Source organism: Bradyrhizobium centrolobii, assembly GCF_001641635.1.
GTDB classification, from domain to species: domain Bacteria; phylum Pseudomonadota; class Alphaproteobacteria; order Rhizobiales; family Xanthobacteraceae; genus Bradyrhizobium; species Bradyrhizobium centrolobii.
The window spans coordinates 1-25,574 of the sequence record NZ_LUUB01000102.1 but is presented as its reverse complement, the minus strand read 5'-3'; the positions used below and the strand labels follow the sequence as shown (position 1 = coordinate 25,574).

At 63.5% G+C, this 25,574-nt stretch carries 18 protein-coding genes and 4 pseudogenes; 12 read left to right on the top strand and 10 right to left on the bottom strand.

The features are described 5' to 3' along the window. The first annotated feature begins 30 nt into the window (after nucleotides 1–30). The 3 genes and pseudogenes from AYJ54_RS37210 to AYJ54_RS37200 all read left to right on the top strand — a co-directional run bounded on the left by AYJ54_RS37210 (nucleotide 31) and on the right by AYJ54_RS37200 (nucleotide 3,197). Nucleotides 31–386, top strand: a pseudogene (locus tag AYJ54_RS37210) (DUF1304 domain-containing protein). A gap of 134 nt (nucleotides 387–520) precedes the next feature. Then, a complete protein-coding gene (locus tag AYJ54_RS37205; protein WP_063707170.1) occupies nucleotides 521–1,747 on the top strand; it encodes an ABC transporter substrate-binding protein in 1,227 nt (408 codons plus the stop codon). 223 nt (nucleotides 1,748–1,970) lie between these two features. Next, complete coding sequence (locus AYJ54_RS37200; RefSeq protein WP_063707149.1) at nucleotides 1,971–3,197, top strand: ABC transporter substrate-binding protein; 1,227 nt, start codon at nucleotides 1,971–1,973, stop codon at nucleotides 3,195–3,197. 283 nt (nucleotides 3,198–3,480) lie between these two features. Here AYJ54_RS37200 and AYJ54_RS37195 read toward each other — a convergent pair whose 3' ends face one another. Then, entirely contained in the window at nucleotides 3,481–3,906 is a 426-nt protein-coding gene (locus tag AYJ54_RS37195; protein ID WP_063707148.1) for a DUF1330 domain-containing protein, read from the bottom strand. Between the two features lie 167 nt (nucleotides 3,907–4,073). Between AYJ54_RS37195 and AYJ54_RS37190 the strand changes: the two genes are divergently transcribed. From AYJ54_RS37190 to AYJ54_RS50930, 3 genes and pseudogenes are all read left to right on the top strand, one after another. Then, entirely contained in the window at nucleotides 4,074–6,290 is a 2,217-nt protein-coding gene (locus tag AYJ54_RS37190; RefSeq protein ID WP_063707147.1) for a transglycosylase domain-containing protein, read from the top strand. Between the two features lie 514 nt (nucleotides 6,291–6,804). Next, nucleotides 6,805–7,469 (top strand): annotated as a pseudogene (locus AYJ54_RS37185) (hypothetical protein). Nucleotides 7,470–7,842: 373 nt separating this feature from the next. Further along, a complete protein-coding gene (locus AYJ54_RS50930; RefSeq protein ID WP_063707146.1) occupies nucleotides 7,843–8,601 on the top strand; it encodes a calcium-binding protein in 759 nt (252 codons plus the stop codon). A gap of 279 nt (nucleotides 8,602–8,880) precedes the next feature. Here the strand turns inward: AYJ54_RS50930 and AYJ54_RS37175 are convergent, their stop codons facing one another. The 4 genes from AYJ54_RS37175 to AYJ54_RS37160 form a co-directional block, all read right to left on the bottom strand. Further along, a complete protein-coding gene (locus AYJ54_RS37175; RefSeq protein ID WP_063707145.1) occupies nucleotides 8,881–9,720 on the bottom strand; it encodes a M48 family metallopeptidase in 840 nt (279 codons plus the stop codon). Between the two features lie 218 nt (nucleotides 9,721–9,938). Next, the gene (locus AYJ54_RS37170) at nucleotides 9,939–11,267 is read right to left on the bottom strand and encodes a polyhydroxyalkanoate depolymerase (RefSeq protein ID WP_063707168.1); all 1,329 of its coding nucleotides are present in this window, start codon (nucleotides 11,265–11,267) and stop codon (nucleotides 9,939–9,941) included. A 121-nt stretch (nucleotides 11,268–11,388) separates the two neighbouring features. Then, a complete protein-coding gene (locus tag AYJ54_RS37165) occupies nucleotides 11,389–12,207 on the bottom strand; it encodes an ABC transporter permease (protein ID WP_063707144.1) in 819 nt (272 codons plus the stop codon). After that, nucleotides 12,204–13,010: an ABC transporter ATP-binding protein gene (locus tag AYJ54_RS37160; protein WP_063707143.1), complete on the bottom strand. Its 807-nt coding sequence runs from the start codon at nucleotides 13,008–13,010 to the stop codon at nucleotides 12,204–12,206. The genes AYJ54_RS37165 and AYJ54_RS37160 overlap by 4 nt, the downstream gene beginning before the upstream one ends. A gap of 124 nt (nucleotides 13,011–13,134) precedes the next feature. Here AYJ54_RS37160 and AYJ54_RS37155 point away from each other — a divergent pair, with 124 nt between their 5' ends. After that, the gene (locus AYJ54_RS37155; protein WP_063707142.1) at nucleotides 13,135–14,457 is read left to right on the top strand and encodes an ActS/PrrB/RegB family redox-sensitive histidine kinase; all 1,323 of its coding nucleotides are present in this window, start codon (nucleotides 13,135–13,137) and stop codon (nucleotides 14,455–14,457) included. A 103-nt stretch (nucleotides 14,458–14,560) separates the two neighbouring features. Further along, nucleotides 14,561–15,115, top strand: coding sequence for an ActR/PrrA/RegA family redox response regulator transcription factor (locus AYJ54_RS37150; protein WP_063707141.1), 555 nt, complete (start codon nucleotides 14,561–14,563; stop codon nucleotides 15,113–15,115). A gap of 119 nt (nucleotides 15,116–15,234) precedes the next feature. On the opposite strand, the pseudogene AYJ54_RS37145 reads toward AYJ54_RS37150, so the two are convergent. Both AYJ54_RS37145 and AYJ54_RS37140 read right to left on the bottom strand, forming a co-directional pair. Continuing rightward, nucleotides 15,235–16,613: pseudogene (locus AYJ54_RS37145) on the bottom strand (cytochrome P450). Between the two features lie 141 nt (nucleotides 16,614–16,754). Continuing rightward, on the bottom strand, nucleotides 16,755–17,990 hold the full coding sequence (locus AYJ54_RS37140; RefSeq protein ID WP_063707140.1) for an LLM class flavin-dependent oxidoreductase: 1,236 nt from the start codon (nucleotides 17,988–17,990) through the stop codon (nucleotides 16,755–16,757). Between the two features lie 390 nt (nucleotides 17,991–18,380). Here AYJ54_RS37140 and AYJ54_RS37135 point away from each other — a divergent pair, with 390 nt between their 5' ends. Beyond that, nucleotides 18,381–19,793: an MFS transporter gene (locus tag AYJ54_RS37135; RefSeq protein WP_063707139.1), complete on the top strand. Its 1,413-nt coding sequence runs from the start codon at nucleotides 18,381–18,383 to the stop codon at nucleotides 19,791–19,793. A 140-nt stretch (nucleotides 19,794–19,933) separates the two neighbouring features. Next, nucleotides 19,934–21,121 (top strand): extracellular catalytic domain type 1 short-chain-length polyhydroxyalkanoate depolymerase, encoded by a 1,188-nt coding sequence (locus AYJ54_RS37130; protein ID WP_063707166.1) that lies wholly within the window; start codon nucleotides 19,934–19,936, stop codon nucleotides 21,119–21,121. Between the two features lie 389 nt (nucleotides 21,122–21,510). Here AYJ54_RS37130 and AYJ54_RS37125 read toward each other — a convergent pair whose 3' ends face one another. Continuing rightward, nucleotides 21,511–21,813: a hypothetical protein gene (locus tag AYJ54_RS37125; protein WP_245329222.1), complete on the bottom strand. Its 303-nt coding sequence runs from the start codon at nucleotides 21,811–21,813 to the stop codon at nucleotides 21,511–21,513. 142 nt (nucleotides 21,814–21,955) lie between these two features. Between AYJ54_RS37125 and AYJ54_RS37120 the strand changes: the two genes are divergently transcribed. After that, a complete protein-coding gene (locus AYJ54_RS37120) occupies nucleotides 21,956–22,330 on the top strand; it encodes a winged helix-turn-helix transcriptional regulator (RefSeq protein WP_063707137.1) in 375 nt (124 codons plus the stop codon). Between the two features lie 3 nt (nucleotides 22,331–22,333). Here AYJ54_RS37120 and AYJ54_RS37115 read toward each other — a convergent pair whose 3' ends face one another. Further along, complete coding sequence (locus tag AYJ54_RS37115; protein ID WP_063707136.1) at nucleotides 22,334–23,002, bottom strand: MBL fold metallo-hydrolase; 669 nt, start codon at nucleotides 23,000–23,002, stop codon at nucleotides 22,334–22,336. A gap of 169 nt (nucleotides 23,003–23,171) precedes the next feature. Here AYJ54_RS37115 and AYJ54_RS37110 point away from each other — a divergent pair, with 169 nt between their 5' ends. Next, entirely contained in the window at nucleotides 23,172–24,773 is a 1,602-nt protein-coding gene (locus tag AYJ54_RS37110; RefSeq protein ID WP_063707135.1) for an alpha-amylase family glycosyl hydrolase, read from the top strand. Nucleotides 24,774–25,119: 346 nt separating this feature from the next. On the opposite strand, the pseudogene AYJ54_RS37105 reads toward AYJ54_RS37110, so the two are convergent. Beyond that, nucleotides 25,120–25,574, bottom strand: a pseudogene (locus AYJ54_RS37105) (transposase); the annotation flags it as partial.

Genomic DNA, 25,574 nt, shown 5'->3' with positions numbered 1-25,574 from the left:
GAAAGCTGACGCTTGGGGCTCAACTTGAATTTGATCGCCAATATCCTGGTGGCGCCGGTCGCCGTGCTGCACATCTTCTTCCTGATCTGGAGATGTTTCTCTGGGACAAGCCGCTGGGCCTGAAGGTGTTTCGCCAGACGCCGGAGAAGGCCGCGATCTCCAGGATGCTGGCCGCCAATCAGGGGCTCTATAACGGCTTCCTCGCTGCCGGCCTGATCTTTGGCCTGGTGCACGGCAATCCGGCCTTCGCGTTCCAGATCAAGGCGTTCTTCCTGATCTGCGTGATCGTGGCCGGCGCCTTCGGCGCGGCGACCGTCAGCACGCGCATCCTGATCGTGCAGGCGCTGCCAGCGGCGATCGCGCTGGTTACACTGTTCCTCGCCTAAGGCGGTACGGCGCGGCGTCGCGATCCTTGCGCGGCGCCTGGCCTTCCTCCACAATCTTCGGCAGCGATGGCGACCGTTGCATTCAACGGGAAAAGACCATCGGCAGAAAATTCCGTCAGGAGGAACATCCCAACATGAACAATCGCAGAGCCTACATAGCTGCCATGGCGGCGCTTGCTTTCGCGTTTTCCGCCAGCCAGGCACTCGCACAGAAGAAATACGACACCGGCGCCAGCGACACCGAGATCAAGATCGGCCAGACCGTGCCGTTCTCCGGCGCCTATTCGGTCTACGCCAATATCGGCAAGACGCAGGCCGCGTACTTCAAGATGATCAATGATCAGGGCGGCATCAACGGTCGCAAGATCAACCTGATCCAGTACGACGACGCCTATTCGCCGCCGAAGACCGTCGAGCAGGTGCGCAAGCTCGTCGAAGGCGACGAAGTCCTGTTCACGTTCCAGCTCATCGGCACCGCCGCCAACGCGGCCGTGCAGAAATATCTCAACGGCAAGAAGGTGCCGCAGCTCCTGGCGTCCACCGGCGCCGCGCGCTTCAACGATCCCAAGAACTATCCCTGGACCATCGCCTACAATCCGAACTACGTGTCCGAGGGACGCATCTACGCGAAATACATCCTCGCCAATCACCCCAATGCCAAGATCGGCGTTCTCTACCAGAACGACGACATGGGCCGCGACTATCTCGCCGGGCTCAAGAGCGGCCTCGGCGACAAGGCCGCCAGCATGATCGTCGGCGAGGTGTCCTACGAGGTCACCGATCCGACGGTGGATTCGCAGGTGGTCAAGCTGAAGTCGATGGGCGCCGATCTCTTCTACGACGCCTCGACGCCGAAATTCGCGGCGCAGGCGATCAAGAAGCTCGCCGATCTCGGCTGGACGCCGATCCACATCGTCGACATCAACGCGAGCCCGATCTCGGCAACGCTGAAACCTGCGGGCCTCGACATTTCCAAGGGGATCATCTCAACCCAATATGGCAAGGAACCCAGTGATCCGCAGTGGAAGGACGATCCGGGCGTGAGGGCCTTCTTCGCCTTCATGGACAAGTATTTCCCCGAAGGCGACAAGCTCAACACGGTCAACACCTATGCCTATTCGGTGGCGGAGCTCCTGGTCCAGGTGCTGAAGCAGTGCGGCGACGACCTGACGCGTGAGAACGTCATGAAACAGGTCGCCAACATCAAGGACTTCACCCCGAGCTTCGCGCTGCCGGGCATCAAGATCAACACCGGACCGAACGACTATCGCGTCAACAAGCAGATGCAGATGATGAAGTTCAACGGCGAACGCTGGGAGCTGTTCGGCCCGATCATCGAGGACTCCGGTCCGTCGGGCTAGTGTCTCGTAGGGTGGGTTAGCGAAGCGTAACCCACCTCTTTCTTTCCAGCGTGCCGCGAGAAATGGTGGGTTACGCTTCCGCTAACCCACCCTACGAACTCTTAACATGCGCCGACCTTGCGTTGCAGCAACGGCTCCGCCACACTCCGGCGCAGCGATGGCGTCCGGCGCGTAACAGCGCGTCGGGCAGATCATCGCCAATAACGATCCGAGGAAATTGCGAATGAGGAATGGAGTTCTGAACCTGGTCACGGGGACAACGCTGGCTTTGGCGCTGTCGGTCTCAGCGGCCAGTGCCCAGAAGAAATACGATCCGGGCGCCAGCGACACCGAGATCAAGGTCGGGCAGACCGTGCCGTTCTCGGGACCGGCGTCAGCCTATGCCTCGATCGGCAAGACCCAGGCCGCCTATTTCAAGATGATCAACGACCAGGGCGGCATCAACGGCCGCAAGATCACGCTGATCCAGTATGACGACGCCTACTCGCCGCCGAAAGCGGTGGAGCAGGTGCGCAAGCTCGTCGAGAGCGACGAGGTGCTGCTGACTTTCCAGATCATCGGCACGCCTTCGAATGCGGCCGTCCAGAAATATCTCAATTCCAAGAAGGTGCCGCAGTTGTTCGCGGCCACCGGCGCCTCGAAGTTCACCGACCCCAAGAACTTCCCGTGGACGATGGGCTATAACCCGAACTACTTCGTCGAGGGCCGCATCTACGGTCAGTACATCCTGAAGGAGCACGCGAACGCCAAGATCGGCGTGCTCTATCAGAACGACGACCTCGGAAAGGACTACCTGAACGGCATCAAGGCCGGTCTCGGCGACAAGGCCGCCAAGATGATCGTGGTGGAAGCATCCTACGAAGTCTCGGATCCGACCATCGACTCGCAGATCCTCAAGATCAAGGACGCCGGCGCCGACCTGTTCTTCAGCGCCACCACGCCGAAGCAGGCAGCGCAGGCGATCAAGAAGATCGCGGAGCTCGGCTGGCATCCGGTGCAGATCGTCGACATCAACGCCACCTCCGTCGGCGCGGTGATGAAGCCGGCGGGACTTGACGCCGCCAAGGGCGTGATCAGCGTCAATTACGGCAAGGATCCGCTTGATCCGACCTGGAAGGACGACGCCGGCCTGAAGCGGTATTTCGAGTTCATGGCCAAATACTATCCGGACGGCGACAAGGACTCGAACTTCAACACCTACGGCTACAGCACGGCGCAGCTTCTGGCTCACGTGCTGCAGCAGTGCGGCGACAACCTGACGCGCGAGAACGTCATGAAGCAGGCCGCTTCGCTGAGGGACGTGACAGGCGACGTCGCGCTGCCCGGCATCAAGGCCAACACCTCGCCGACCGACTACCGCGTCAACAAGCAGCTTCAGATGATGAAGTTCAATGGCGAGCGCTGGGAACTGTTCGGCCCGATCCTCGAGGACGCGGGTGCGGCGGGTTAGTTCTCCTCGGCTAGCCTTCTTGAGCCAAGGCTATTGCTCTATCGCTCCCTCCCCTCTTGCGGGGGAGGGTTTGGGGAGGGGGGCGCCACACGGCAAGACCCATCCGTGATGGCGTGAAGACTCCCTCTCCTCTCTTTCGATTGCTGCAAGCGTTTGCGTTCCAAGACGCTGACCTCTCCCGGGGCTACCCCCCTCCCTGGCCCTCCCCCGCAAGGGGGGAACGCAGCGGAGTGCGGGGCTCGAGCAGAGCTTCTTCGAAACAGGATTGCAGCTCCTCGAGCTCCTACTTCGGTATCTCGCCAAAATTCTTGCCGACCGGCAGCACCGCGTGCCGGATCAGCCGCGAGTCCTCGACCGCCGCCTGGCGATGCTTCACCGCCTCGCGATAGACGGGGTCGCGGATCATTTCGACGAAGGCGCTAACGCTCGGATATTCGGCGATGAAGCAGTGGTCCCAGCGCTCCTCCTGCGGACCGATCAGCATTAGTTCGAACTTGCCCTGCCAGACGATGCGACCGCCGAGGCGCTCGAACACCGGGCCGCTCTCGCGACCATAGGCCGCATAGGCTTCCGCGCCGGTGGCCTTGCGACCATCGGGATAGGCCGCCTCCTTCCGCAAGCGCACCAGGTTGAGCATGTGGATCGGGCCCGGCCGGTCATTGTCTCGGAATTGCGCGAAGATTTCCTTGGTCGGATCGATATGGCCCATGTGTGTTCCCTCTTCTTCATGCCGCCGATCCTAACTCCGCCGCGCGGCCTTCGGAACTGAGGCAGACGAATGCCGCACCTCCTAATTGAGCGTTAAGCTCTGGGTAACCGGGCCTTAAACAGCGACCGCTAGCGTGCGGCGGGGCGGACTGACCGGGCGTTTCAAGTATGGCGTGGGGAAAGAAAAAGGGCGGCGGACGGAAAGAGCCGCTATTCGGCTTGCCCGCAGCCCTCGCCGATCTGCGCCTGACGGCAGCGGACCGCATCCCCAACGCTGACGACCAGCCAAAGAAATCGGCGAAATCATCCGTCAAGCGCAAGACCGAGGATTCCGACGACGAGCCGCCGCGCGAGCGGAAGGCGCAGACAAGCCGCGGCGGCGCAAAGCGCCGGTCGAAGTCGCGCGGAGGTTTTGGCATCGGCCGCCTGATCTATTGGGGCGCGGTGCTCGGCCTGTGGGGCATGATTGCCGTGATCGGCGTCGTGATCTGGGTCGGCGCCCATCTGCCGCCGATCCAGTCGCTGGAAATCCCCAAGCGCCCGCCGACGATCCAGATCGTCGGCATCGACGGCAGCATGCTGGCTCAGCGCGGCGAGATGGCCGGCGCCAACGTGTCGCTGAAGGATTTGCCGCCCTACCTGCCCAAGGCGTTCATCGCCATCGAGGACCGCCGCTTCTATTCGCATTTCGGCATCGACCCCGTCGGCATCCTGCGCGCTCTGGTCACCAACGTGCTCCATCGTGGCGTGTCGCAGGGCGGCTCGACGCTGACGCAGCAGCTCGCAAAGAACCTGTTCCTGACCCAGGAGCGCACCATGCAGCGCAAGCTGCAGGAGGCCGAGCTCGCGATCTGGCTGGAGCGCAAGCATTCCAAAAACGAGATCCTGGAGCTCTATCTCAACCGCGTCTATTTCGGTTCCGGCGCCTATGGCGTCGAGGCGGCGGCGCAACGCTATTTCGGCAAGTCGGCGAAGAATGTCACCATTGCCGAGGCCGCGATGCTCGCAGGCCTCGTCAAATCGCCCTCGCGGCTCGCGCCGAACCGCAACCCCGAAGGCGCCGAGCAGCGTGCGCAGGTCGTGCTTGCGGCGATGGCCGATGCGAAGTTCATCACCGAAGCGCAAGCGCAGGCCTCGATCGGCCACCCCTCCTATAACGTGAAACCGGTCGGCGCCGGCACCGTCAACTACGTCGCCGACTGGATCGGCGAGGTGCTGGACGATCTCGTCGGCCAGATCGACCAGAGCATCACGGTCGAGACCACGATCGATCCGAAACTCCAGAGCCTGGCGGAAGCCGCCATCATCGACGAGCTCGCGGCGAAGAGCGTGAAGTTCAACGTCAGCCAGGGCGCGCTGGTGGCGATGACGCCAGATGGCGCGGTGCGCGCCATGGTCGGCGGGCGGAACTATTCCGACAGCCAGTACAACCGCGCGGTGACCGCCAAGCGCCAGCCCGGCTCCTCGTTCAAGCCGTTCGTCTATCTGACTGCGCTCGAGCAGGGCCTGACGCCCGACACCGTCCGCCAGGACGCGCCGATCGAAGTCAAGGGCTGGAAGCCCGAGAACTACACGCATGAATATTTCGGCGCGGTGACGCTGACGCAGGCGCTCGCGATGTCGCTCAACACGGTCGCAATTCGCCTCGGCCTCGAGGTCGGACCGAAGAACGTGGTGCGCACCGCGCACCGGCTCGGCATCTCCTCGAAGCTCGAGCCCAATGCCTCGATCGCGCTCGGCACCTCCGAGGTCTCCGTCGTCGAGCTCGTCGGCGCCTATGCACCCTTCGCCAATGGCGGCTTTGCCGTATCACCGCATGTGGTGAGGCGGATCAAGACGCTCGAGGGCAAGCTGCTCTACATGCGCCAGCCCGACGAGCATAACCAGGTGATCGAGCCGCGCCATGTCGCGATGATGAACACGATGATGCGGGAGACGTTGATCTCCGGCACCGCCAAGAAGGCGGAAATCCCCGGCTGGCAGGCGGCCGGCAAGACCGGCACCAGCCAGGATTATCGCGACGCCTGGTTCATCGGCTACACCGCCAACCTCGTCACCGGCGTCTGGCTCGGCAATGACGACAACTCGCCGACGAAGAAGGCGACCGGCGGCGGCCTGCCGGTGGAAGTCTGGTCCCGCTTCATGCGCACGGCCCACGAGGGCGTGCCGGTCGCAGCCTTACCGAATTCGCAAGCGACCTGGGGTCTGTCGAACCTCGCGCAGGCCGCATCGCAGATCTCCCCGCCGACACCGGTGGCGCCCGGACCGGCACCGGCGAACACTGGCGGCTATCGCCCGCCTCCCACGCGCGCCAATGTGCGGCCGGAGGCAGCGGCGGGGCTCGACGGCTGGCTGATGGATCGCCTGTTCGGCGGAAACAGGTAGCTTCGGCCTGAGGTCCTTGCGAACCCCAAAACAAAAATCTCGAAAACAACCCCATGCAAAGTAGCCGGTGATTGCCGACACGATGCGGGGTGGATTCTACGAAGCTATTGACGGGTCGGATCATTCGGTCGCCGTCGCGCAAGGCGCGCTGACAGCACCGCATTTTCAGTTGTCATTCCCCGCGCAGCCGGACGATCCGGTCTGGGGACCCGACCCAGGAATCGGACGCCGTGAAACCGTATCCGTGAAATTTGGCTGGCGCCTGATTTCGAGGTGACGATTCAGTGGAACGAATGCGGCTGCAATGCACGCGCTCGGAACATCTCGCGCGATGCCACAAGCTTGCGATCCGCGGCTCGGAGGGGCAAGTCCTGCCTACGGCGGCAAGATTTACCGAGGCCCGCAGCTCCCTGAAAGCTAAAACACCAGTCTCTTCAAGCCCCCGGCATCGGCCCAGGTTTTGCTCTCTTAGGTTGTGTGCTGAAGAATCGGGTTTAGTGCAAAGGAGCGTTCCATGATCTCAGGTCTATTCAGTCCGGCGTCGCCTCATCTGCGCCCTGCATCAACGTCCAGCTTGAATGCGACATCGACATCGGATGTCGACGCGGAGACATCGGCGGCGGCCGACGCAGCGACCAGCGGTCCCCGGTTTGACGTCTCGCAGCTCAAGCCGCTGCAAGGTGCCAAGCCGATATCGGCGGCGGATGATCCTGCCCTGCGCGACCTGATGGCGACGAACTGGCTGATGACCCACGGCGCGAGCGCGACCCAACCGGCCGTCTCGGACGATGCACCTGAGAATACCTATGCCCAGGTGAAGGTTGACGGCAAGGTGGTGGCTACTCTGTACAATGGCGGGTCCTCGACGATGACCAACGCGGGGCCGCAAAGATCGGCAATCTCCAGGATCCTCCCGGTCTGAGTGGACCAGATCTGGCACAGTGGCGGGCCGACAGCTACGCCACGCTCCTTGGCGGCACCGTCGAAAAGGCGCCCACCGCCATCACGCAATCCCAATGGACACCGCGGCAAAGCAGTTCTGCGACCTATAGTCGCGATCAACTCGACGCGGCCTTCCAGGCGATGCTGGCCGAGGGCCAGAAGGCCACCGCGCAGCGGCAATCGTCCTACCTCACGTCGCGCACGCAGCCGGGAACAAGCGCGGATTTGAGCGCCTGACCAAAGAGACGATTTGAGGACGCGCCCCATCCCCGCAACGGATTTTGCCAATACACATCAAGCAAATTAATCCCGGATGGAGGCGGGCAGCGAACAAGCCATGGTCGGCATTCGACGCGCCCTGCGACATCTCGCGATGCAAGCTGCTCGCTTGGATCGTCCTGGACGAATTGCATCGATATTGAAGGCAATATCCGGTGGCCGTTCCCAATACAGAACTCGTGCATTGAATTGATTAAACTACTTCTGGTTGACGCCACTTTCGCGCGCGATTATTCAAAATCCGCGCTGTGGTGGTCAGGCACGAACTTCACCTCGGATCGGGCGCTTGCAAGTGCCAGCCACTGCACGGTCACTCGCAAATGAGGGTCACATGGCAGTATGGACTGGAACCAGTGGTAACGATCTCATCGACTGGAGCACGCATCCGCTCGATGGAACCGGCGATACCGGGCACTCGATGAACGGTCTTGGCGGCGATGATCAGATCAAAGGGAGCAACACGCTTTCGAATATCATCGATGGCGGGGCCGGTAACGATCGAGTCACCGGCGGCAACGTTTCCGATATCCTGCTCGGCGGCGACGGCAATGACACACTGGTCGGTAACGGCGGCAACGACAACCTGACCGGCGGGACAGGCAACGACGTCCTTGATGGCGGAGCCGGCAGCGACGTCGTGCGCGGCAATCAAGGCGACGACGAGTACCAAATCCGGATCAGCAATGCCGGCATCGACACCGCCGCCGATGATCTCAGCGCCGCCAATGCTACGGGCTTTGGCGGGGGAACCGCGGACTATATCCACGTGCTGGACAGTGCGGGATCGACCTTGATGTTGTATCAGAACGGCAACGATCTGCTGGTCACCAACGCGGCCGACGTCGCGGATGGAGTCATCAACAGTGGCGTGTCGATCTACAACTTTTTCCTGGGCGGCAACAACGTCATCGAATACGCCATCGGCAGCGACGGGGCCGGATATGACCTGAGGACGCTGCTGTCGCCGTCGCCTCAGGCACAGGCGGCTGGGTCGCAGGCTGCCTTGGCGGACCACACCTCTGTCTCATTCGGAGGTCAGGAGGTCCAGCAATTGCACGCGCTCCCGCTACAGCACGATCTTCTGATCTAGCCGCGAGAATACGATCTGCGAATCCCGGCGACCGGCCAATCCCTCCGATTGGCCGGTCGTTGGCGTTTCAGAACGCAGGGCCGGATGCGCGAGCGCGCAGAAATCGCCTCATTCTCCGCTGTCATTCCCCGCGAAGGCGGGGAATCCAGTACGCCGCGGCGTCTCGGTTTAACAACAACGGCCTCTGGAATACTGGATCGCCCGCTTTCGCGGGCGATGACAGTGTTTGCTGGGCTGGCAACGGGGCCTAAGCGGCGCCGATGCCTCCGCTGACCTCGCCTAATCGTCGATCCCATACCGGTGCAGATCGTTGCCGTGGGTATCGAGCCACTTCTTGGCGCGCTCGACGGATGGACAGATCCTGGCGCAGACGCGCCAGAACCGCGCCGAGTGGTTCATCTCGACGAGATGGGCAACTTCGTGAGCGGCGAGATAGTCGAGCACGTAGGGCGGCGCGAGGATCAGGCGCCAGGAGAACGACAACGAGCCCGCCGAGGTGCAGGAGCCCCAGCGGCTCGATTGATCGCGGATCGAGAGCCGCTTGACCCTGACGCCAAGCTCGGCGGCATAGGCTTCCGCCGAGCTCTGGAGATCGTGGCGCGCCTCGCGCTTGAGGAAGTCGTGGACGCGGCGATCGATATGCTCGAAGCCGCCGGCGACACAAAGAATGCGCTCGCCGCTATCGCGCACCTCGGTCCACACCGTCCCGCGGATGCCGGCCCGATGCACGATGCGATGGGGAACGCCGCGAAGCGGTATCACTGTGCCCGCTTGGAAGGGCGCTGCCTTCGGCAGGCGACCGAGACGCGCCGCGATCCACGCGCCGTGGCGCTGCGCGAAGTCTTTCGCTTCGACGAGCGTGCCCCGCGGCGGCATGGTGAGGATGGCTTCGCGATCGCTCGGATGAATTCTGAGCGTGTAGCGGCGCGCGCGGCGGTGCCGGCGCAGTCGGATCGCAAAAAATTGCGATCCGTGGGTGATCACTAGGGTCTTTGGTTCGTGGGGCCGCCGATAGAGGAGAGCGCGAGTGGCCATGTCTGTCAGTCCGGGGAGGAGGAGTTCGCCCGGATTCTGCCATAACCGCCGCCAGGGAAAGCGCTCGGCGCAAAAACAAATCATTTGCCCAATATACAGGGGTCTGGCGTCCGGGAGACCCTACAGACTGGGGTTGGAACCCCAATTTTTCGCCCCCGCCTGGCGCATGCAGCCTCCCCAAGAGCTGAGGGAAGACTCACTCCTATAAAGCTATCCAAATACCGCGAATCTGGCGGGAACTCGCCCCTGTCGACCCCTCCAAAAGGGGTCGAATTTCCAGCGGGAAAGCCGAAAAACGCGGCCTATTCGGCAGCGAGAGCCAACGCTGCCTTCGGATTTGCGGCCGAGACCATGAAGTCATGAATCCGCGGCATGATTTCCGACTTGAATCGCGAACCGTTGAACACACCGTAATGTCCGACGCCCTTCTGGACGTAATGAACGCGGCGATGATCGGGAATCGAGCTGCACAATCCGTGCGTTGCTTCAGTCTGACCGAGACCGGAGATGTCGTCCTTCTCGCCTTCGACCGTCATCAACGCGACACGCGTGATCTTCGAGGGATCGACGCGTGTTCCACGATGGGTCATCTCGCCCTTCGGCAAGGCGTGCTTCACGAACACGGTGTCGACCGTCTGGAGATAATACTCGGCCGGGAGGTCCATCACCGCGAGATATTCGTCGTAGAAGTCGCGATGCTTGTCGACGAGGTCGCCGTCGCCCTTCACCAGATTGGCGAAGAGCCGCTTGTGCGCATCCATGTGCCGGTCGAGATTCATGCTGATGAAGCCGTTGAGCTGCAGGAATCCCGGATAGACGTCGCGCATCATGCCCGGATGCGGGAACGGCACCTTGGTGATGACGGTGTTGCGGAACCAGTCGATGCCGCGCTCCTGGGCGACCTTGTTAACCGCGGTCGGATTGCGGCGGGTATCGATCGGGCCGCCCATCAGCGTCATCGAGGTCGGCACGAACGGGTCGCGCCGCGCTTCCATGATCGAGACAGCTGCGACGACGGGAACCGAAGGCTGGCAAACCGCCATCACATGGGTGTTGCCGCCGAGGACGTGCAGCATCTCGATGACGTAGTCGATATAGTCGTCGAGATCGAAGCGGCCTTCGCTGAGCGGCACCATGCGGGCGTCGGCCCAGTCGGTGATGTAGACTTCATGCGCCGGCAGGAAAGCTTCGACCGTGCCGCGGAGCAACGTCGCATAGTGGCCGGACATCGGCGCAACGATCAGCACGCGCGGCTGCGGGCTGCGCAGCGGGCGGGTGAACTTGCGATCGAAATAGAGCAGCTTGCAGAACGGCTTTTCCCAGACCGGGCGGATCTCGACGGGGACGCGGATGCCGTTGACCTCGGTGTCGTCGATGCCCCATTCCGGCTTGCCGTAGCGGCGCGTGGTGCGCTCGAACAGTTCGCAGGCCGCAGCCACCGATTTACCGACCTCGGTGTGCGCCCAGGGGTTCATGGGATTCTGAAACAGGATCTTGGTGGCGTCGGTGACGGCACGCGCCGGATTGAGAGAGGCGTGCGCCATCTCGTACATCCAGTACATCGGCGTCGTCAGGACCGGACTGCCTTCGGTCGCCAGGGGAGGTGCGCCGCCAAACTCACCAATGGGCATCGTCATGTTCCTCTTCGCATCGCAGCATACTGCCGAATGCGTAATATTGCGTCAATGCATGCTTCCGTACATCTACGTAGCCGGAACGACCAAATCAGCCTGAATCCACGAGAAAGTTACATCATTCACCGGCCGAGAGCAGCGAACCGTGCTTCCTGGCGCTGCGCAAAAGGGCAAGAAATGCCCCAAAAGATGCCACCAGAAGGCAGGCGTTGATCGCCAGCGCATGCAGCATCAGGTCGGTCCGGAAGGTGCCCTCGATCAGGAGCGCCCGCATCCCCTCGAATACATAGGTCGGCGGCAGCGACCAGGCGACGTATTGCAGCCAGACCGGCAGCACGCTGACGGGATAATAGACGCAGGCGAGCGGCATGATCCCGAACATCAGGGTCCAGACGATGCTCTCGGCCCCTAACCCGTTCCGCAGGACCAGGCCGGAGACGAAGATGCCGACCGCCCAGCTCGTGAAGATCAGGTTGCAGAAGAAGGCGATCAGCGGCAGGCCGAGGCTGTAGACATTGAACTGAAACAGGAACAGCGCGAGCAGCGTCATCGGAATGACGCCGATCGCGAGCCGGATCAGGCTCATGATCATGAGCGCGAGCAGAAACTCGATCGGCTTCAGCGGGCTCATCATGAGGTTACCGAGATTGCGCGCCCACATCTCCTCCAGGAAGGAGATGGAGAAGCCGAGCTGCCCGCGGAACAAAATGTCCCAAAGGATGACGGCGCCGATCAGGGTGCCCCCCGCGCGCGCGAAGAAGTTCGCATTCTGCGCGATATAGAGCTGGAGGAAACCCCAGGTGATGACCTGGAGCGCCGGCCAGTACAGCAGCTCCAGGAGCCGCGGCCAGGACGACAGCAGCAGGTACCAGTAGCGCAGGATCATCGCGCCGATGCGTTGCATCGACAGGCCGCGGTGAAGCGCGAGCGAGCTCATCGCGCCGCCTCCTCCCGGAGGCCGTTCACCCGGCCGCGCGCGACGTCCAGAAACACCTCCTCCAGCGTGGAGCGATTATAGCGGGTCATGATGGCATCGGGCGTGTCGTCGTCCTCGATCCGGCCGCGCTTCATGATGATGACGCGGTCGCAGAGCCGCTCGACCTCGAGCATGTTGTGCGAGGCGAGCAGGATCGTGGCGTTGTTGTCCTTCCGGTAGCGCTCAAGATGCGCCCGAACCCAGTCGGCGGTGTCGGGGTCGAGCGAGGCGGTCGGCTCGTCCAGCAGCAGCAGCTCCGGCTGATTGATCAGCGCCTTGGCGAGCGCGACGCGGGTCTTCTGCCCGGCGGACAGCTTGCCGTTGGCGCGATCGATGAAGTCGGTGAGATCGAGATCCTCGGCCAGCATGGCGATGCGGTCGGACAGGTTCTTCACCGCATAAAGCTTGCCGAAGATGGTAAGGTTCTGCCGCACGGTGAGTCGCATCGGCATATCGACATAGGGGCTCTCGAAATTCATCCGCCCCAATACCTCGGCGCTTTCTTCGGGCATGGCGTGGCCGAGCACGCGCACGCGACCGGAGGTCGGCAGCACCAGGCCCATGATCATGGCGATGGTGGTGGTCTTGCCGGCGCCGTTGCCGCCCAGGAGTCCGGTGATGCTGCCGCGAGCAAGCGAGAAGGAGATGTCGTCGACGGCGCGGGTCTGCTTGTAGACCTTGACGAGACGGTCGACCGTGATCGCCGCGGACGGCGCGCCATCCGCGACAGTCGGCCGGCTTGAAGCATTGTCATTCCCGGTCATGCTGGGCCGTTCTTCGGCTATTGCGCGGTCGAGCGCAAGGCTTGATGTAGGGGGCTTGTAACCGGATGGAATGCGCGAGCCGGCCAGTTTGTGATCGGGCCCGCGCATCGTTAGATTGGCCGAGATGACCGAGACTGCCGATTCCGACTTTCGCCACGCGCAGCGACATATCCGCCTGGATACGATCCTGCGGCTGCGCTGGCTCGCGGTGCTTGGCCAGCTCGCCGCGATCTTCATCGTAGCGCAGGGGCTGGAATTCAACGTCGAGATCATCCCCTGCGTCAGCATCATCGCCCTGTCGGCGACGCTCAACCTGGCGCTCCAGACCGCGGTCAATCCGATGCAGCGGCTGCAGCCGGTTCACGCAGCAGCACTGCTGGCCCTGAACATCGTGGAACTGGCCGGCCTCCTCTTCTTCACCGGCGGATTGCAGAACCCGTTCTCGTTTCTGTTCCTTGCCCCCGTGCTGATCTCGGCCACGGCGCTGCCGGCTCGCCTCACCTTCGGACTTGGATTGCTTGCCGTTGCCTGCGCCTCGATCCTGTTCTTCTTCCATCTGCCGCTGCCCTGGGACTCCGGCGATCCCCTGGTGCTGCCGCCGATCTACCTGGTCGGCGTCTGGCTCTCGATCGTGCTCGCGATCGGCGTCACCAGCCTCTACTCCTTCCAGGTGACCGAGGAGGCACGGAAGCTTGCCGATGCGCTGGCTGCAACCGAACTGGTGCTGACGCGCGAGCAGCATCTGACCCAGCTCGACGGATTGGCTGCGGCCGCCGCGCACGAGCTCGGCACGCCGCTCGCGACGATCTTCCTGATCTCGCGCGAACTGGAAAAGACGGTGAAGGATCCGGGCTTTGCCGCCGATCTCAAAACCTTGCGCGAGCAGACGCAGCGCTGCCGCGACATTTTGAGCAAGATCACCCAGCTCTCCTCCACCGGCGCACCATTCGACCGCATGAAATTGTCGGAGCTGATCGAGGAGGTGGTGGCGCCGCACCGCGATTTCGGCGTCGCGATCAAAGTGCGGATCGCGGTTGCCGCCGTGGCCGAGCCCGTCGGCTCACGCAATCCGGCAATCCTCTATGGTGTCGGCAACATCGTCGAGAATGCCGTCGACTTCGCTCACACCACGGTCGAGGTGAATGCCTGGTGGAATAAGGAGACGATCGAGCTCGTGATCTCCGACGACGGCCCCGGGATTCCGCCCGACATCCTCAACCGGATCGGCGAGCCCTATCTGTCGCGGCGCCGCACCCAGGATGACATCGGCGGCGAGCGCCGCGGCCTCGGACTTGGCGTGTTCATCGCGCGCACCCTGCTCGAACGCACCGGCGCCAAGGTCTCGTTTACCAATCGGACCTTTCCGGAACACGGCGCAGTGGTGCACATTGCGTGGCCGAGGCAGCGTTTTGAGGCTATCGAGACGTTTGAAGAAACAATAGGATAGACCGCGACCTTGCGTCGCACAGGACCGCCGATCGACCATCGGCGGCCTTGGCACTGCCTGATTGCGACGCCATATGTAGACGCGCTGGAGAGAGGACAAAACCTTGAACGCCATCGCCGAACTGGATGAACAGACCGACCGCTCGCTTCTCATCGTGGAGGACGACAAGCCGTTTCTGGAGCGGCTGTCGCGTGCCATGGAGACGCGCGGATTTACGGTGACGTCGTGTGACACCGTGTCCGACGGCTTGGCGCAGATCGGAAAGGCAGCGCCCGCGTTCGCAGTGGTCGACCTCCGGCTCGGCGACGGCAACGGTCTCGACGTGGTCTCCGCGCTGAAGAAGAAGCGGCCCGACGCACGCGCGATAGTGCTCACCGGCTACGGCAACATCGCCACCGCCGTGACCGCGGTGAAGATGGGCGCGATCGACTATCTCTCCAAGCCCGCCGATGCCGACGACGTCGTCGCCGCGCTGCTTTCGACCGGCACGGAAAAGTCAGAGCTGCCGGCGAATCCGATGTCGGCCGACCGCGTTCGCTGGGAGCACATCCAGCGCATCTACGAGATGTGCAACCGCAACGTCTCGGAAACCGCGCGCCGCCTCAACATGCACCGCCGCACGCTGCAGCGCATTTTGGCGAAGCGCGCGCCGCGGTAACGTTCGGCTCGTAGGGTGGGTAGAGCGAAGCGAAACCCACCTTCTTCGCAGATTGCGTCGGAAGTGATGGGTTTCGCTTCGCTCTACCCATCCTACGATCTACTGTCCGTGTGGCGAATTCACGCCGCCCTCACCACCACCCGCAGCCCATCCTTCGGCTTCGGGATCGGCCACATCTGCCAGTCCGGCTTGTAGCCGGGCTCCAGCGACACCTCGATGTTTTGCAGGAAATGCCGAGCGAAGCATTTGGCCTGCATGTGGGCGAAGTGCAGGCCGAGGCACATATGCGCGCCGCCGCCGAACGGCACCCAGGCGAAGCGGTGGCGGCTGCGCTGCGCTTCCTCGGTGAAACGCAGGGGATCGAAGCGATCCGGCTCCGGCCAGATCTCCTTCATGTGGTGCGTAAAGAGCGGATTGACGCCGATCGCCGTGCCGGCGGGGATCCTGAAGCCTCCGAAGGTGAAATCGCGCATGGCGCGGCGCGGCATCGAGGGGACCGGCGGCTTGATCCGCAGCGCCTCATTGAAGGCCATTTCCGACAGCGGCATCTTTCCCAGGTCATCGAAGCTCGTCGGTGCGCCGGCGGAAAGTCCGAGCGCCGATACCTCCTCGCGCAACTTGCTTTGCCAGTCGGGGTGAGCCGCGAGCTCGCCGATGAAGGATGTGAGCGATGACGTCAGCGTGTCGTGCGCCGCCATCATCAAGAAACTCATATGGTCGATGATGTCCTGCTCGGAGAGCAGCGCGCCGTCCTCATGGGTGGCGTGGCAGAGCTGGGTGAACAGGTCCTCTCCGCCTTGCCTGGCGCGGCGAAGCGGAATCTGCTCGCGGAAATAGGCAACGATGCGTTTGCGTCCTCTCACGCCGCGCGCCATCTGCGTGCCCGGCAGCGGCCGGCGGATCGGCGCGACGGCGGCCGCCACCATGTCAACGAAGGCACGGTTGATCTCGGCGACCTCCGGCCCGATATCGGCGCCGAGGAAGGACGTCGCGGCAAGATCGAGCGTGAGCTGCTTCATCGCCGGATAGAGCTGCATCACGCCCGGCTTCGCCTTCCATTGCGCGACCCGCGCCGCGATGCCCCGGTCGAGATCGCTGAGATAGGATTTCATCGGCCCGGACTTGAAGGCGACCGAGAGGGCCTTGCGGTGCAGGCGGTGCTCGTCGAAATCGAGCAGCATCAAGCCGCGCGGAAACAGCAGGCCGAGCACCTTGTTCCAGCCATGGGTCGACGAGAACAGCTTTTGCTGGTCGAACAGCACGAGCTCGTTGGCCTCGGGCCCGAGCAGCACGATGTTGGTCTCGCCGAAGATATGGGGGTGCGGTAGACGAGGCCGTATTTGGCGCCGTTCCGCTCAATATGCCCCTTCGGATCGGCCAGCACTTGAAAGGTCTTGCCGATGATCGGCCAGCCCTCATCGCCGGGGATATGCGTCAGCTCGTTGCGCCTCGGCGCGGTGTAGCCGAGCGCAGGCGAGGCGACGTTCTGCAGCGACATGACGAGTGCTCCGGTTGGCGGGCGGAACGGAACGGCGCGACCGCGGCTTTATTGCGGCCCGCGCCACGCTGCCGCGAGCAACATAGCACAGGCCGCCATTGTCATGTGTGATCGCCGCCACGCGCGTGACGGCGATCTTGCCTACCGCTTCGCCGCTTCCTTCTGCAAATCCGGTGCGTTCACGGCCGGAATCGCGACGCGGCCGGGCCCGGTCACCTTGAGCGCCTCGGCGGCCTTCTCGTTCTCCATGATCTTGGCCATCACGGCCTGGCCTGCGCGCTCGAAGATCGCGCGGTTCTCGATCACGAACTTTTGCGACTTGCGCAGGCCGTCGATATAGCCGTTGATCTCCGGCACCACGTAGCGCGCGACCAGGTCCCAGCTGCGGCGCGTGTTCTCCGGATTGGCCCAGTCGTGCACGAAGCCGATCACGGCGCCGACGCCGCCTGACACCTGCATCACGTTCTTGATCGTTTTGACGAGATCATCGGGCGTGCCGATGGTGGAGGCGGCGCCCTCGACGAAAGCGGTCTTGTCCACGGCCTCGTCGGGCGAGGAGAACGCGGTCAGGCCGGGCCGCATCAGCGTTCCGACATTATATTCGTTGTGCCAGCGCATCAGACCCGCGCCGGCCTCGCGGCGCGCCTGCTCGCGGGTCTCGGCGATGTGCCAGGTCAGGAGCACGCGCCAGTCGGCACGGCTGACCGTGGTGCCGTGCTTTTTCGCGGCGTCTTCGGCGAACTGCCATTGCTGCTGCAGCGACATCAGCCCCTGCGTCGTCATCGAGCCCAGCGAGATGATGCCGATGCCGTACTTGCCGGCGAGCGTCATGCCGGAGGGCGAGATCTGCGAGGCCACGACGAACGGCATCTCCTCCTGCAGCGGCAGGATCTGGAGCGCGGCATCGTTCATGGTGAACCAGTCGCTCTTGGCGGTGACGCGCTCGCCGCTGAAGAGCCGGCGGATCACGCCGATCGCCTCGTCCTGGCGGTCGCGCTGGGTCATCGGATCGATGCCGAGCGTGTGTGCGTCCGAGGCAAGCGCGCCGGGGCCGGAGCCGAAGATGGCGCGGCCGCCGGTCATGTGGTCGAGCTGCACCATGCGCTGGGCGACGTTGAAGGGATGATGATAGGGCAGCGACACCACGCCGGTGCCGAGCTTGATGCGCTTGGTGCGCTCGCCGGCCGCGGCCAAAAACATCTCGGGCGAGGCGATCATCTCCCAGCCGGAGGAATGGTGCTCGCCGCACCAGAATTCGTCGTAGCCGAGCGCATCGAGTTGCTCGACCAGGTCGAGATCTCGCCGGAACTGAAGCATCGGATGCTCCCCGATCGGGTGATGCGGGGCAAGGAAGGCTCCGAATTTCAGGCGCGCCATGGCGTTCTCTCCGGCTTGATTTTCTGTTTGTTGGCCGCGCGAGGCTACGTGCTGGCGGATGCGAAGGCAATCGCGCGATGTCCCGCGCAGCGGAATGCGGGCATGCAGGGAGGCGAGAGCGACGGTGCTTCCTTTCCCTCTCCCCGTTCTTACGGGGAGAGGGTCGGGGCGAGGGGCCGCTTCCGCAAAATCAGTGACAGCTGGACTCGCGGAAGCTCCCCCTCACCCGGATTGCATCTTCGATGCAATCCGGCCTCTCCCCGCAAGCGGGGTGAGGCGAAGGGACCGCGGCGGGGTCGAACAGCGCGCGAATCCTACCTCCGAGGTAATCGCGGCGCTGTATTCGATCTGAGACCATCCGGGTCGTGAAATTCGGAGAGCGCTGCACCGATGCATCAGATCGTCACACAACAAATCGATTCAGCCCGCCGCTGGTGGGTGCTGGCGATCGTGGTGGCCGCCCAGTTCATGTTCGGTGTCGATGCCTTCGTGGTCAACGTCGCCATCCCCACCATCGCGGTCGATCTGCATGCGACCCCCGCCCAGATCGAATCCGTGATCGCGATCTATCTGATCGCCTATGCCACGCTGGTCGTCACCGGTGGCCGGCTCGGCGATATCCACGGCACCAAGAACATATTCCTGGCCGGCGTGCTCGGCTTCACCGTCACGTCGTTGTGGTGTGGGCTCGCGCAATCCGGTGCAGAGCTGATCATCGCGCGGCTGGCGCAGGGCGCCACCGCCGCGCTGATGGTGCCGCAGGTGCTGGCGACGCTGCATCTGTTGTTCACGGACGAGTCGCGCAGCCGCGCCTTCGGCATCTATGGCATCGTGCTGGGGCTTGCGGGCGCCGCGGGCTTCCTGCTCGGCGGCCTTCTCGTCACGATTGATCTTGCGGGCACCGGCTGGCGCTCGGTGTTCTTCGTCAACGTGCCGTGCGGCCTCGTCATCGCCGCCGCCGCTTGGCGCATCATGCCGTCGGTGCCGCGCCGCGCCACGACCCGGCTCGACATCAGGGGCAGCATCGTCCTGTTCGCAGGGCTGTTGTGCCTGATCGGGCCGCTGCTGTTCGGGCACGATGTCGGCTGGGCGCCGTGGCTATGGGCCGTGATGGCGATCGGCGGCGTGATCCTCGCTGCGTTCCTGAAGCTCGAACATGCGGTTGCGCGCGCAGGCGGCACGCCGCTGATCGATCTGACGCTGCTGTCGGATGCGGGCTTCCTGCGTGGCCTTGGCGCAGCGTTCTTTTTCTTCGTCGCCAATCTCTCGTTCTATCTGGTCATGACGCTGTTCATGCAGAGAGGGTTGAAGATCCCGCCGCTGTGGGCGGGCATGGCCTTCATTCCGCTTGCGCTCGCCTTCGTGGTGGCGTCGCGCCACAGCGGCGCGCGAGCGCGGCACCGTGGCACCAAGGTGCTGATCGAGGGCTGCGCGTTGCAGATTGTAGGGCTCGCGGCGCTTGCGCTCGTTGCAAGCTATGTCGACGCGCCGACGCCGATCTGGCTCGCGCTCACCATGATCATCTTCGGCTATGGCCAGGGGCTCGTGATGGCGCCGCTGTCCGGCGCGGTGCTCTCGACAGTGAAGCCCGCTGCCGCGGGCTCAGCATCCGGCATGTATGGCACGACTGCGCAGATCGGAAATGCGGCCGGAGTGGCCGCAATCGGCGCAGTCTTCTTCGCAATCGAGTCACTGCAATCAGCGCGCGCAGGATTCTTCGTGTCGCTTGCCATGTTTGCGACGTTAATCACGATCTGCGCCGCATTTCTGGCGTGGATGCGCCGCGCATCTGCACGAAGTTGAGGCACTGCGGTTAATACTTGCGAATTCTTGCGGGTTTTCCTGCGATTTCGAGTGTATCGACAGCACACGGTCTTTTTATTTTGCGCTGCAGCAACTATTTGGTTTGGGTGAACGTTGAAGTCGCCCACCAGGAAGTTGCCGTGTCGTTAGCTAGAAATGTCGATCTCTTAAGACGTCTGCCAAAGCGGGACGGTCTGCGCCTCGCCGAGTTCGGCCGGAGCGCTGATTCATCCAGCCCGTTGGAAGAAGTCACCGGCTTCGGTGCCAATCCGGGCAATTTGCGCATGTTCGCGTTCGTGCCGGCACAGTTGCAGCAGCCGCGCGCGCTCGTCGTCGTGCTGCATGGCTGCGGCCAGACCGCGGCCTCCTACGATCTCGGCGCGGGATGGTCGACGCTCGCATGTCACTACGGCTTTGCGCTGTTGATGCCGGAGCAGCAGCGCGTCAACAACGGCAACACCTGCTTCAACTGGTTCAATCCGGAGGACACCGCGCGCGACAGCGGCGAGGCGCATTCGATCCGCGAGATGATCGCGCACATGGTCGAGAAGCACGACATCGGCGCGCGGCGCGTCTTCATCACCGGCCTGTCCGCCGGCGGTGGCATGACGTCGGTGATGCTCGCGACCTATCCCGAAATCTTCGCGGCCGGCGCGGTGATCGCCGGACTTCCCTATGGCATCGCGTCCAACCTGCGCGAGGCGCTGGACGGCATGTTCCATTCGCCGGAGCGGCCGGCGCCCGCGCTCGGCGATCTCGTGCGGAAGGCATCGAACCATCGCGGGCCCTGGCCGAAAATCTCGGTGTGGCACGGCAGCGCCGACCGCACCGTCAATCCCGGCAATGCCAACGAGATCGTCAAGCAGTGGCTCGACCTGCATGATCTGCCCGAAGTGCCAATGGCGGAGACCAATGTCGATGGCTATCCGCGCCAGGCCTGGTGGAACAGGAACGGCGAGACCCTCGTCGAGTCCTACACCATCACCGACATGGCGCATGGCACCCCGCTCGGCATCGCCGACAACGATCATCGCTACGGCATGGAAGGCGCGTTCCTGATCGAGGCCGGCATCTCTTCGTCCTATCACATCGCGAAGTTCTTCGGCCTGACCGACTGGATCCGCGGTGCCGAGACGAAGAAGCCGACGGCAAAGCCGGCCGTTGCCGCGAAGCCGGCCGCGGCGTTGTCGCCGGCACCGCACCTCGCGCGATCGATAAAGTCGGCCATGGCCGAACAGCCGGCCGAGCCGAAGCGCAAGCAAGGCCGCGGCTTCGATATCGGCGCTGTCATCACGCGGGCGCTCACGGCTGCGGGACTGATGAAGTAGCTCCTACCCCACTCGTCGTCCCGGCGAAGGCCGGGACCCATACCGCGGAATCTGTCGATGTTGTCGGCAGGAGTACCGAACGACGACTCTTCGCCAAACTCCTCCCTGGGGTTATCGCGACGAGCGCAAGCGCTCGCGCGGGGGTCCCGGCCTTCGCCGGGACGACACCGAGAAGGTGCGACGCCGCTCATCCAAAAAAATGTCGTCCCCGACAAGCGCAGCGAAGCGGAGCGCCGATCCGGGACCCATGACCACAGGCTGTAGTTTGGCGAAGATTGGCTGTTGCCGGCTCACGCTACAACATCTCCCTGGGGTCATCGCGACGAGCGCAAGCGCTCGCGCGGGGGCCCCGGCTTTCGCCAGGACGACACCGAGCAAGCAAAGCCAAATTACGCGGTCTGATCGATCACCTCGATCGGCGTCACCGTCACCTCGCCGCCGGCGACCTTCCGCGTCATCTCGGTATAGTGCTTGAAGAAGTCGCGCGATTGCAGCGTCTTCTGCGCGACGTCGTCGGTGACGCTGGCGAGATGGAAATAGTTGCCGTCGTCGCGGTTCTTCATGCAGCGATAGCCGATCCGTCCCTTCAGCTCCGGATCGTCGTTGATCGCCTTGATGAAGCGGCCGATCTCCTGGTGCCAGGCCTCCGTCGTGCCGTGCTTGAACTGATATTTGATCATGAAGTGCTTCATGTGACGCTCCCTGTTCGTCATGTGCGTCATCATCTGCTGCTTGCGCGCGGTCCTGCAAGTATGGACAAAATTGATAGTATGGACTTTTTCGCCGTCGCTCCTATCCTCGGCCACAAGCTGGCTGCGGCATGGAGGAGACGACATGGCGAAGACAAAAGCGGCCCCGGTGCGCACCTGCCCCGTAGCGGCCTTTCAGAAGATGATCAGCGGCAAGTACAAGCTCCGGATCGTCTGGGACCTGAAGGACGGCCCGCGCCGCTATGGCGAGATCCGGAGCGGCCTCTTGCGTGGGGCGAGCGGCAGCGCCGAGATCACCCCGCGCGTGCTCAGCCGCGAATTGAAGGCGCTGACGGAGAGCGGCCTGATCGACCGCAAGGATTTCGGCGAGGTGCCGCCCAAGGTCGAATATCGCCTGACCCGCAAGGGCAAGAGCTTCGTGCCGGTCGTCGCCGCGATCCGCGAGTGGGGCGAGCGCCACCTCGGCGAGGCGGCGGCGCTGGCGGACGCCGCCGAGTAGGTCTTACAGCTCGCCGGTGATGAACGGGTTGGTCATCCGTTCCTGGCCGATGCTCGAGCCCGCGCCGTGGCCGCAGATGAAGCCGACGTCATCGCCGAGCGGCAGCAGCTTGGTCTTGATCGAGTTGATCAGCGTCGCGTGACTGCCGCCGGGCAGGTCAGTGCGCCCGACCGAGCCGTTGAACAGGACGTCGCCGACATGGGCGAAGCGCAGCTCCTTGTTGAAGAACGCCACGCTGCCGGGTGAATGGCCGGGGCAGTGCAGGATATCGAACTGCAGGCCGCCGATCGACACGGTGTCGCCCTCGTCGAGCCAGCGGTCGGGAGTGAAATTGCGCCCGCCGGTCATGCCGAAGCGCGCGCCGCTCTCAACGACATTGTCGAGCAGGAATTTGTCCGCGACATGCGGGCCCTCGATCGGCACTTTCAGCGCATCGCGCAGTTCGGCCGCGCCGCCGACATGGTCGATATGGCCGTGCGTCAGCCAGATCTTCTCGACGGTGACGCCGGTCTGCTTGATCGCCTCCAGGATCTTCGGCACGTCGCCGCCGGGATCGATCACCACGGCCTTCTTGCCGGGCTCATCCCAGATGATGGTGCAATTCTGCTCGAACAGCGTCACGGGAACGATGATCGCGCCCGCCTTGGCTTTGTTGTCATTTTGCTCGGTCATGGCCGCACAATGCCGATTTTTGCCAGGCCGCCAAGCAAAAGATTTGTGCCCGGACCCAGGAAACAGCCACTCGGGCGGTCACACGGCCGTCCCAATGGCTTGCTGGTCTGAACCCTGAAGTTCCTTCCGCGTTCTTTCGCGCAAGGCAGATCTCAGGATGGTATTTCCAATGGCTCAGGGCTGCGAGAATTGGTGGCGAGACGGCATTTTCTATCAGATCTACCCGCGCTCCTTTCAGGATAGCGACGGTGACGGCGTCGGCGATCTTGCCGGCATCCACCGGCGGCTGCCTTACGTAAAATCCCTTGGCGTCAACGCGATCTGGCTGTCGCCGATCTTCGCTTCGCCAATGGCCGATTTCGGTTACGACATCTCCGACTACACCGGCATCGATCCCCTGTTCGGCACGATGGAGGATTTCGATGCGCTGCTCGCCGCCGCGCATGACAACGGCCTGAAGCTCATCCTCGATCTCGTGCCGAACCACACCTCAGACCGGCATCCCTGGTTCGTCGAGAGCCGATCCTCGCGCGACAACCCCAAACGCGATTGGTACATCTGGCGCGACCCCGGCGCTGATGGCAGCGAGCCGAACAATTGGCTGTCCGAGTTCGGCGGCAGTGCCTGGGCCTACGACGAGACGACCGGCCAATACTATTACCACGCCTTCCTCGCCCAGCAGCCGGACCTCAACTGGCGCAATCCGGAAGTCCGCGCCGCGATCTACGACGTGATGCGGTTCTGGCTCGAGAAGGGCGTCGACGGCTTTCGCGTCGACGTGATCTGGCACCTGATCAAGGACGCCGAATTCCGCGACAACCCGCCGAACCCGCATTACGTCGAGGGACGGCCGCCGAATGAGAAGATCCTCACACAATATTCCACCGACCAGCCGGAGGTGCATGACGTTATCGCCGAAATGCGGCACCTCACCAACGCCTATGATGCGCGCGTGCTGATCGGCGAGATCTATCTGCCGCTGCACCGGCTCATGGCCTACTACGGCAACGATCTCACCGGCGCGCAGATGCCGTTCAACTTCGCGCTGCTCTCGACCTTCTGGAGCGCGCGTTCGATCGAGAAGATCGTCGAGGATTACGAGAAGGCGCTGCCGAAGGGCGCATGGCCGAACTGGGTGCTCGGCAATCACGATCGCCCGCGCGTTGCAAGCCGCGTCGGTCCGGAGCAGGCCCGCGTCGCCGCGATGCTGCTGCTGACGTTGCGCGGCACGCCGACGCTCTATTATGGAGACGAGATCGGCATGCATCAGGTGGCGATCGCACCCGACGACGTGCGCGATCCCTTCGAGAAGAACGTGCCCGGCATCGGCGTCGGCCGCGACGGTTGCCGCACGCCGATGCAGTGGGATTCCTCGCCGGCCGGCGGCTTCTCCGGCACAAGGCCGTGGCTGCCGCTGCCGGAGGATCATATCCATGAGAACGTCGCCAATTTCGAAGCCGACGCACGCTCGATCCTCAATCTCTACAGGCGCCTCATCGCCTTGCGGAAAGCCTGCCCGCCGCTGGTATCGGGCGATTACGTTCCGATCTCGGCGCAAGGCGACCTCTTGCTCTATCGCCGCCAGTTCGAGGGTAAAGCGGTGATCGTCGCGCTCAATCTCGGCCCCGAGCCGATCGCCGTCACCACCAGCGCCATCCGCTTCGGCAGCGAGATCCTGATTTCGACGTTTCTGGATCGTGAAGGGGAACGGCTCGAAGGCGTGCTGGATTTGCGAGGCAATGAAGGCGTCCTGGTCGTGCCGCCGCATTAAATCTCGTCGTCCCGGACAAGCGCAGCGCCGGGCAGCGCGTAGCGCTGTCCCGTAGCGGAGCGCAGATCCGGGACCCATATGTGGACGGCCCCCGTGGCACAAGAGCTTTGTGAGGTTTGATCGGATCGCTTGCGTCCATATGTCCGGCCTGTTGGTGCGGCGTGTTGGGCCGCTGGCCAAGATGGTTTCCGCGACGCGAGTTCCAATCAACCACGCGACCTCGTTCGGCCGATGGGTCCCACGGATTTGCTCGCATCTTTGAACGATCGATCGCACCATCTCCTCTGCTCTTGCAGCTCCGGTTCGGCCGGTGGGCTAGCCCCCGCCGGTCGGCCGAATCCCTCAACTACGCGGTGGCGGCCATTTGGATATCGAGCCGCGCGTTGTCATATTGCTCTCCCGTCGTCATCAGCTTCCAGGCGATGCGGGCCATCTTGTTGGCCAGTGCCACCGCGGCAAGCTTCGGCGTCTTGCGCTTCAAGAGCTCGATGAGCCAGCGCGGCCCACGAGCGTTTGTCATCGCTTGCTTAACGACCGAGGTCGCTCCCACCACCAGCAGCTGACGCAGTCGCTCGTCGCCCGCCCGGGTGATCTTGCCGAGCCTGGTCTTTCCCGCGGTGGAATGGTCCTTCGGCGTCAGGCCGAGCCAGGCGGCAAACAGCCGCCCCGAGCGGAAGGCGTGCGGGTCCGGCGCCTTCATCACCAGCGCGGCGGCCGTGACCGGCCCGACCCCGGGATCTGCGCCAGGCGCCGGCTCATGGCATCGTTGCGGTGCCAGGCCAGAAGCTTGGCCTCGATCGC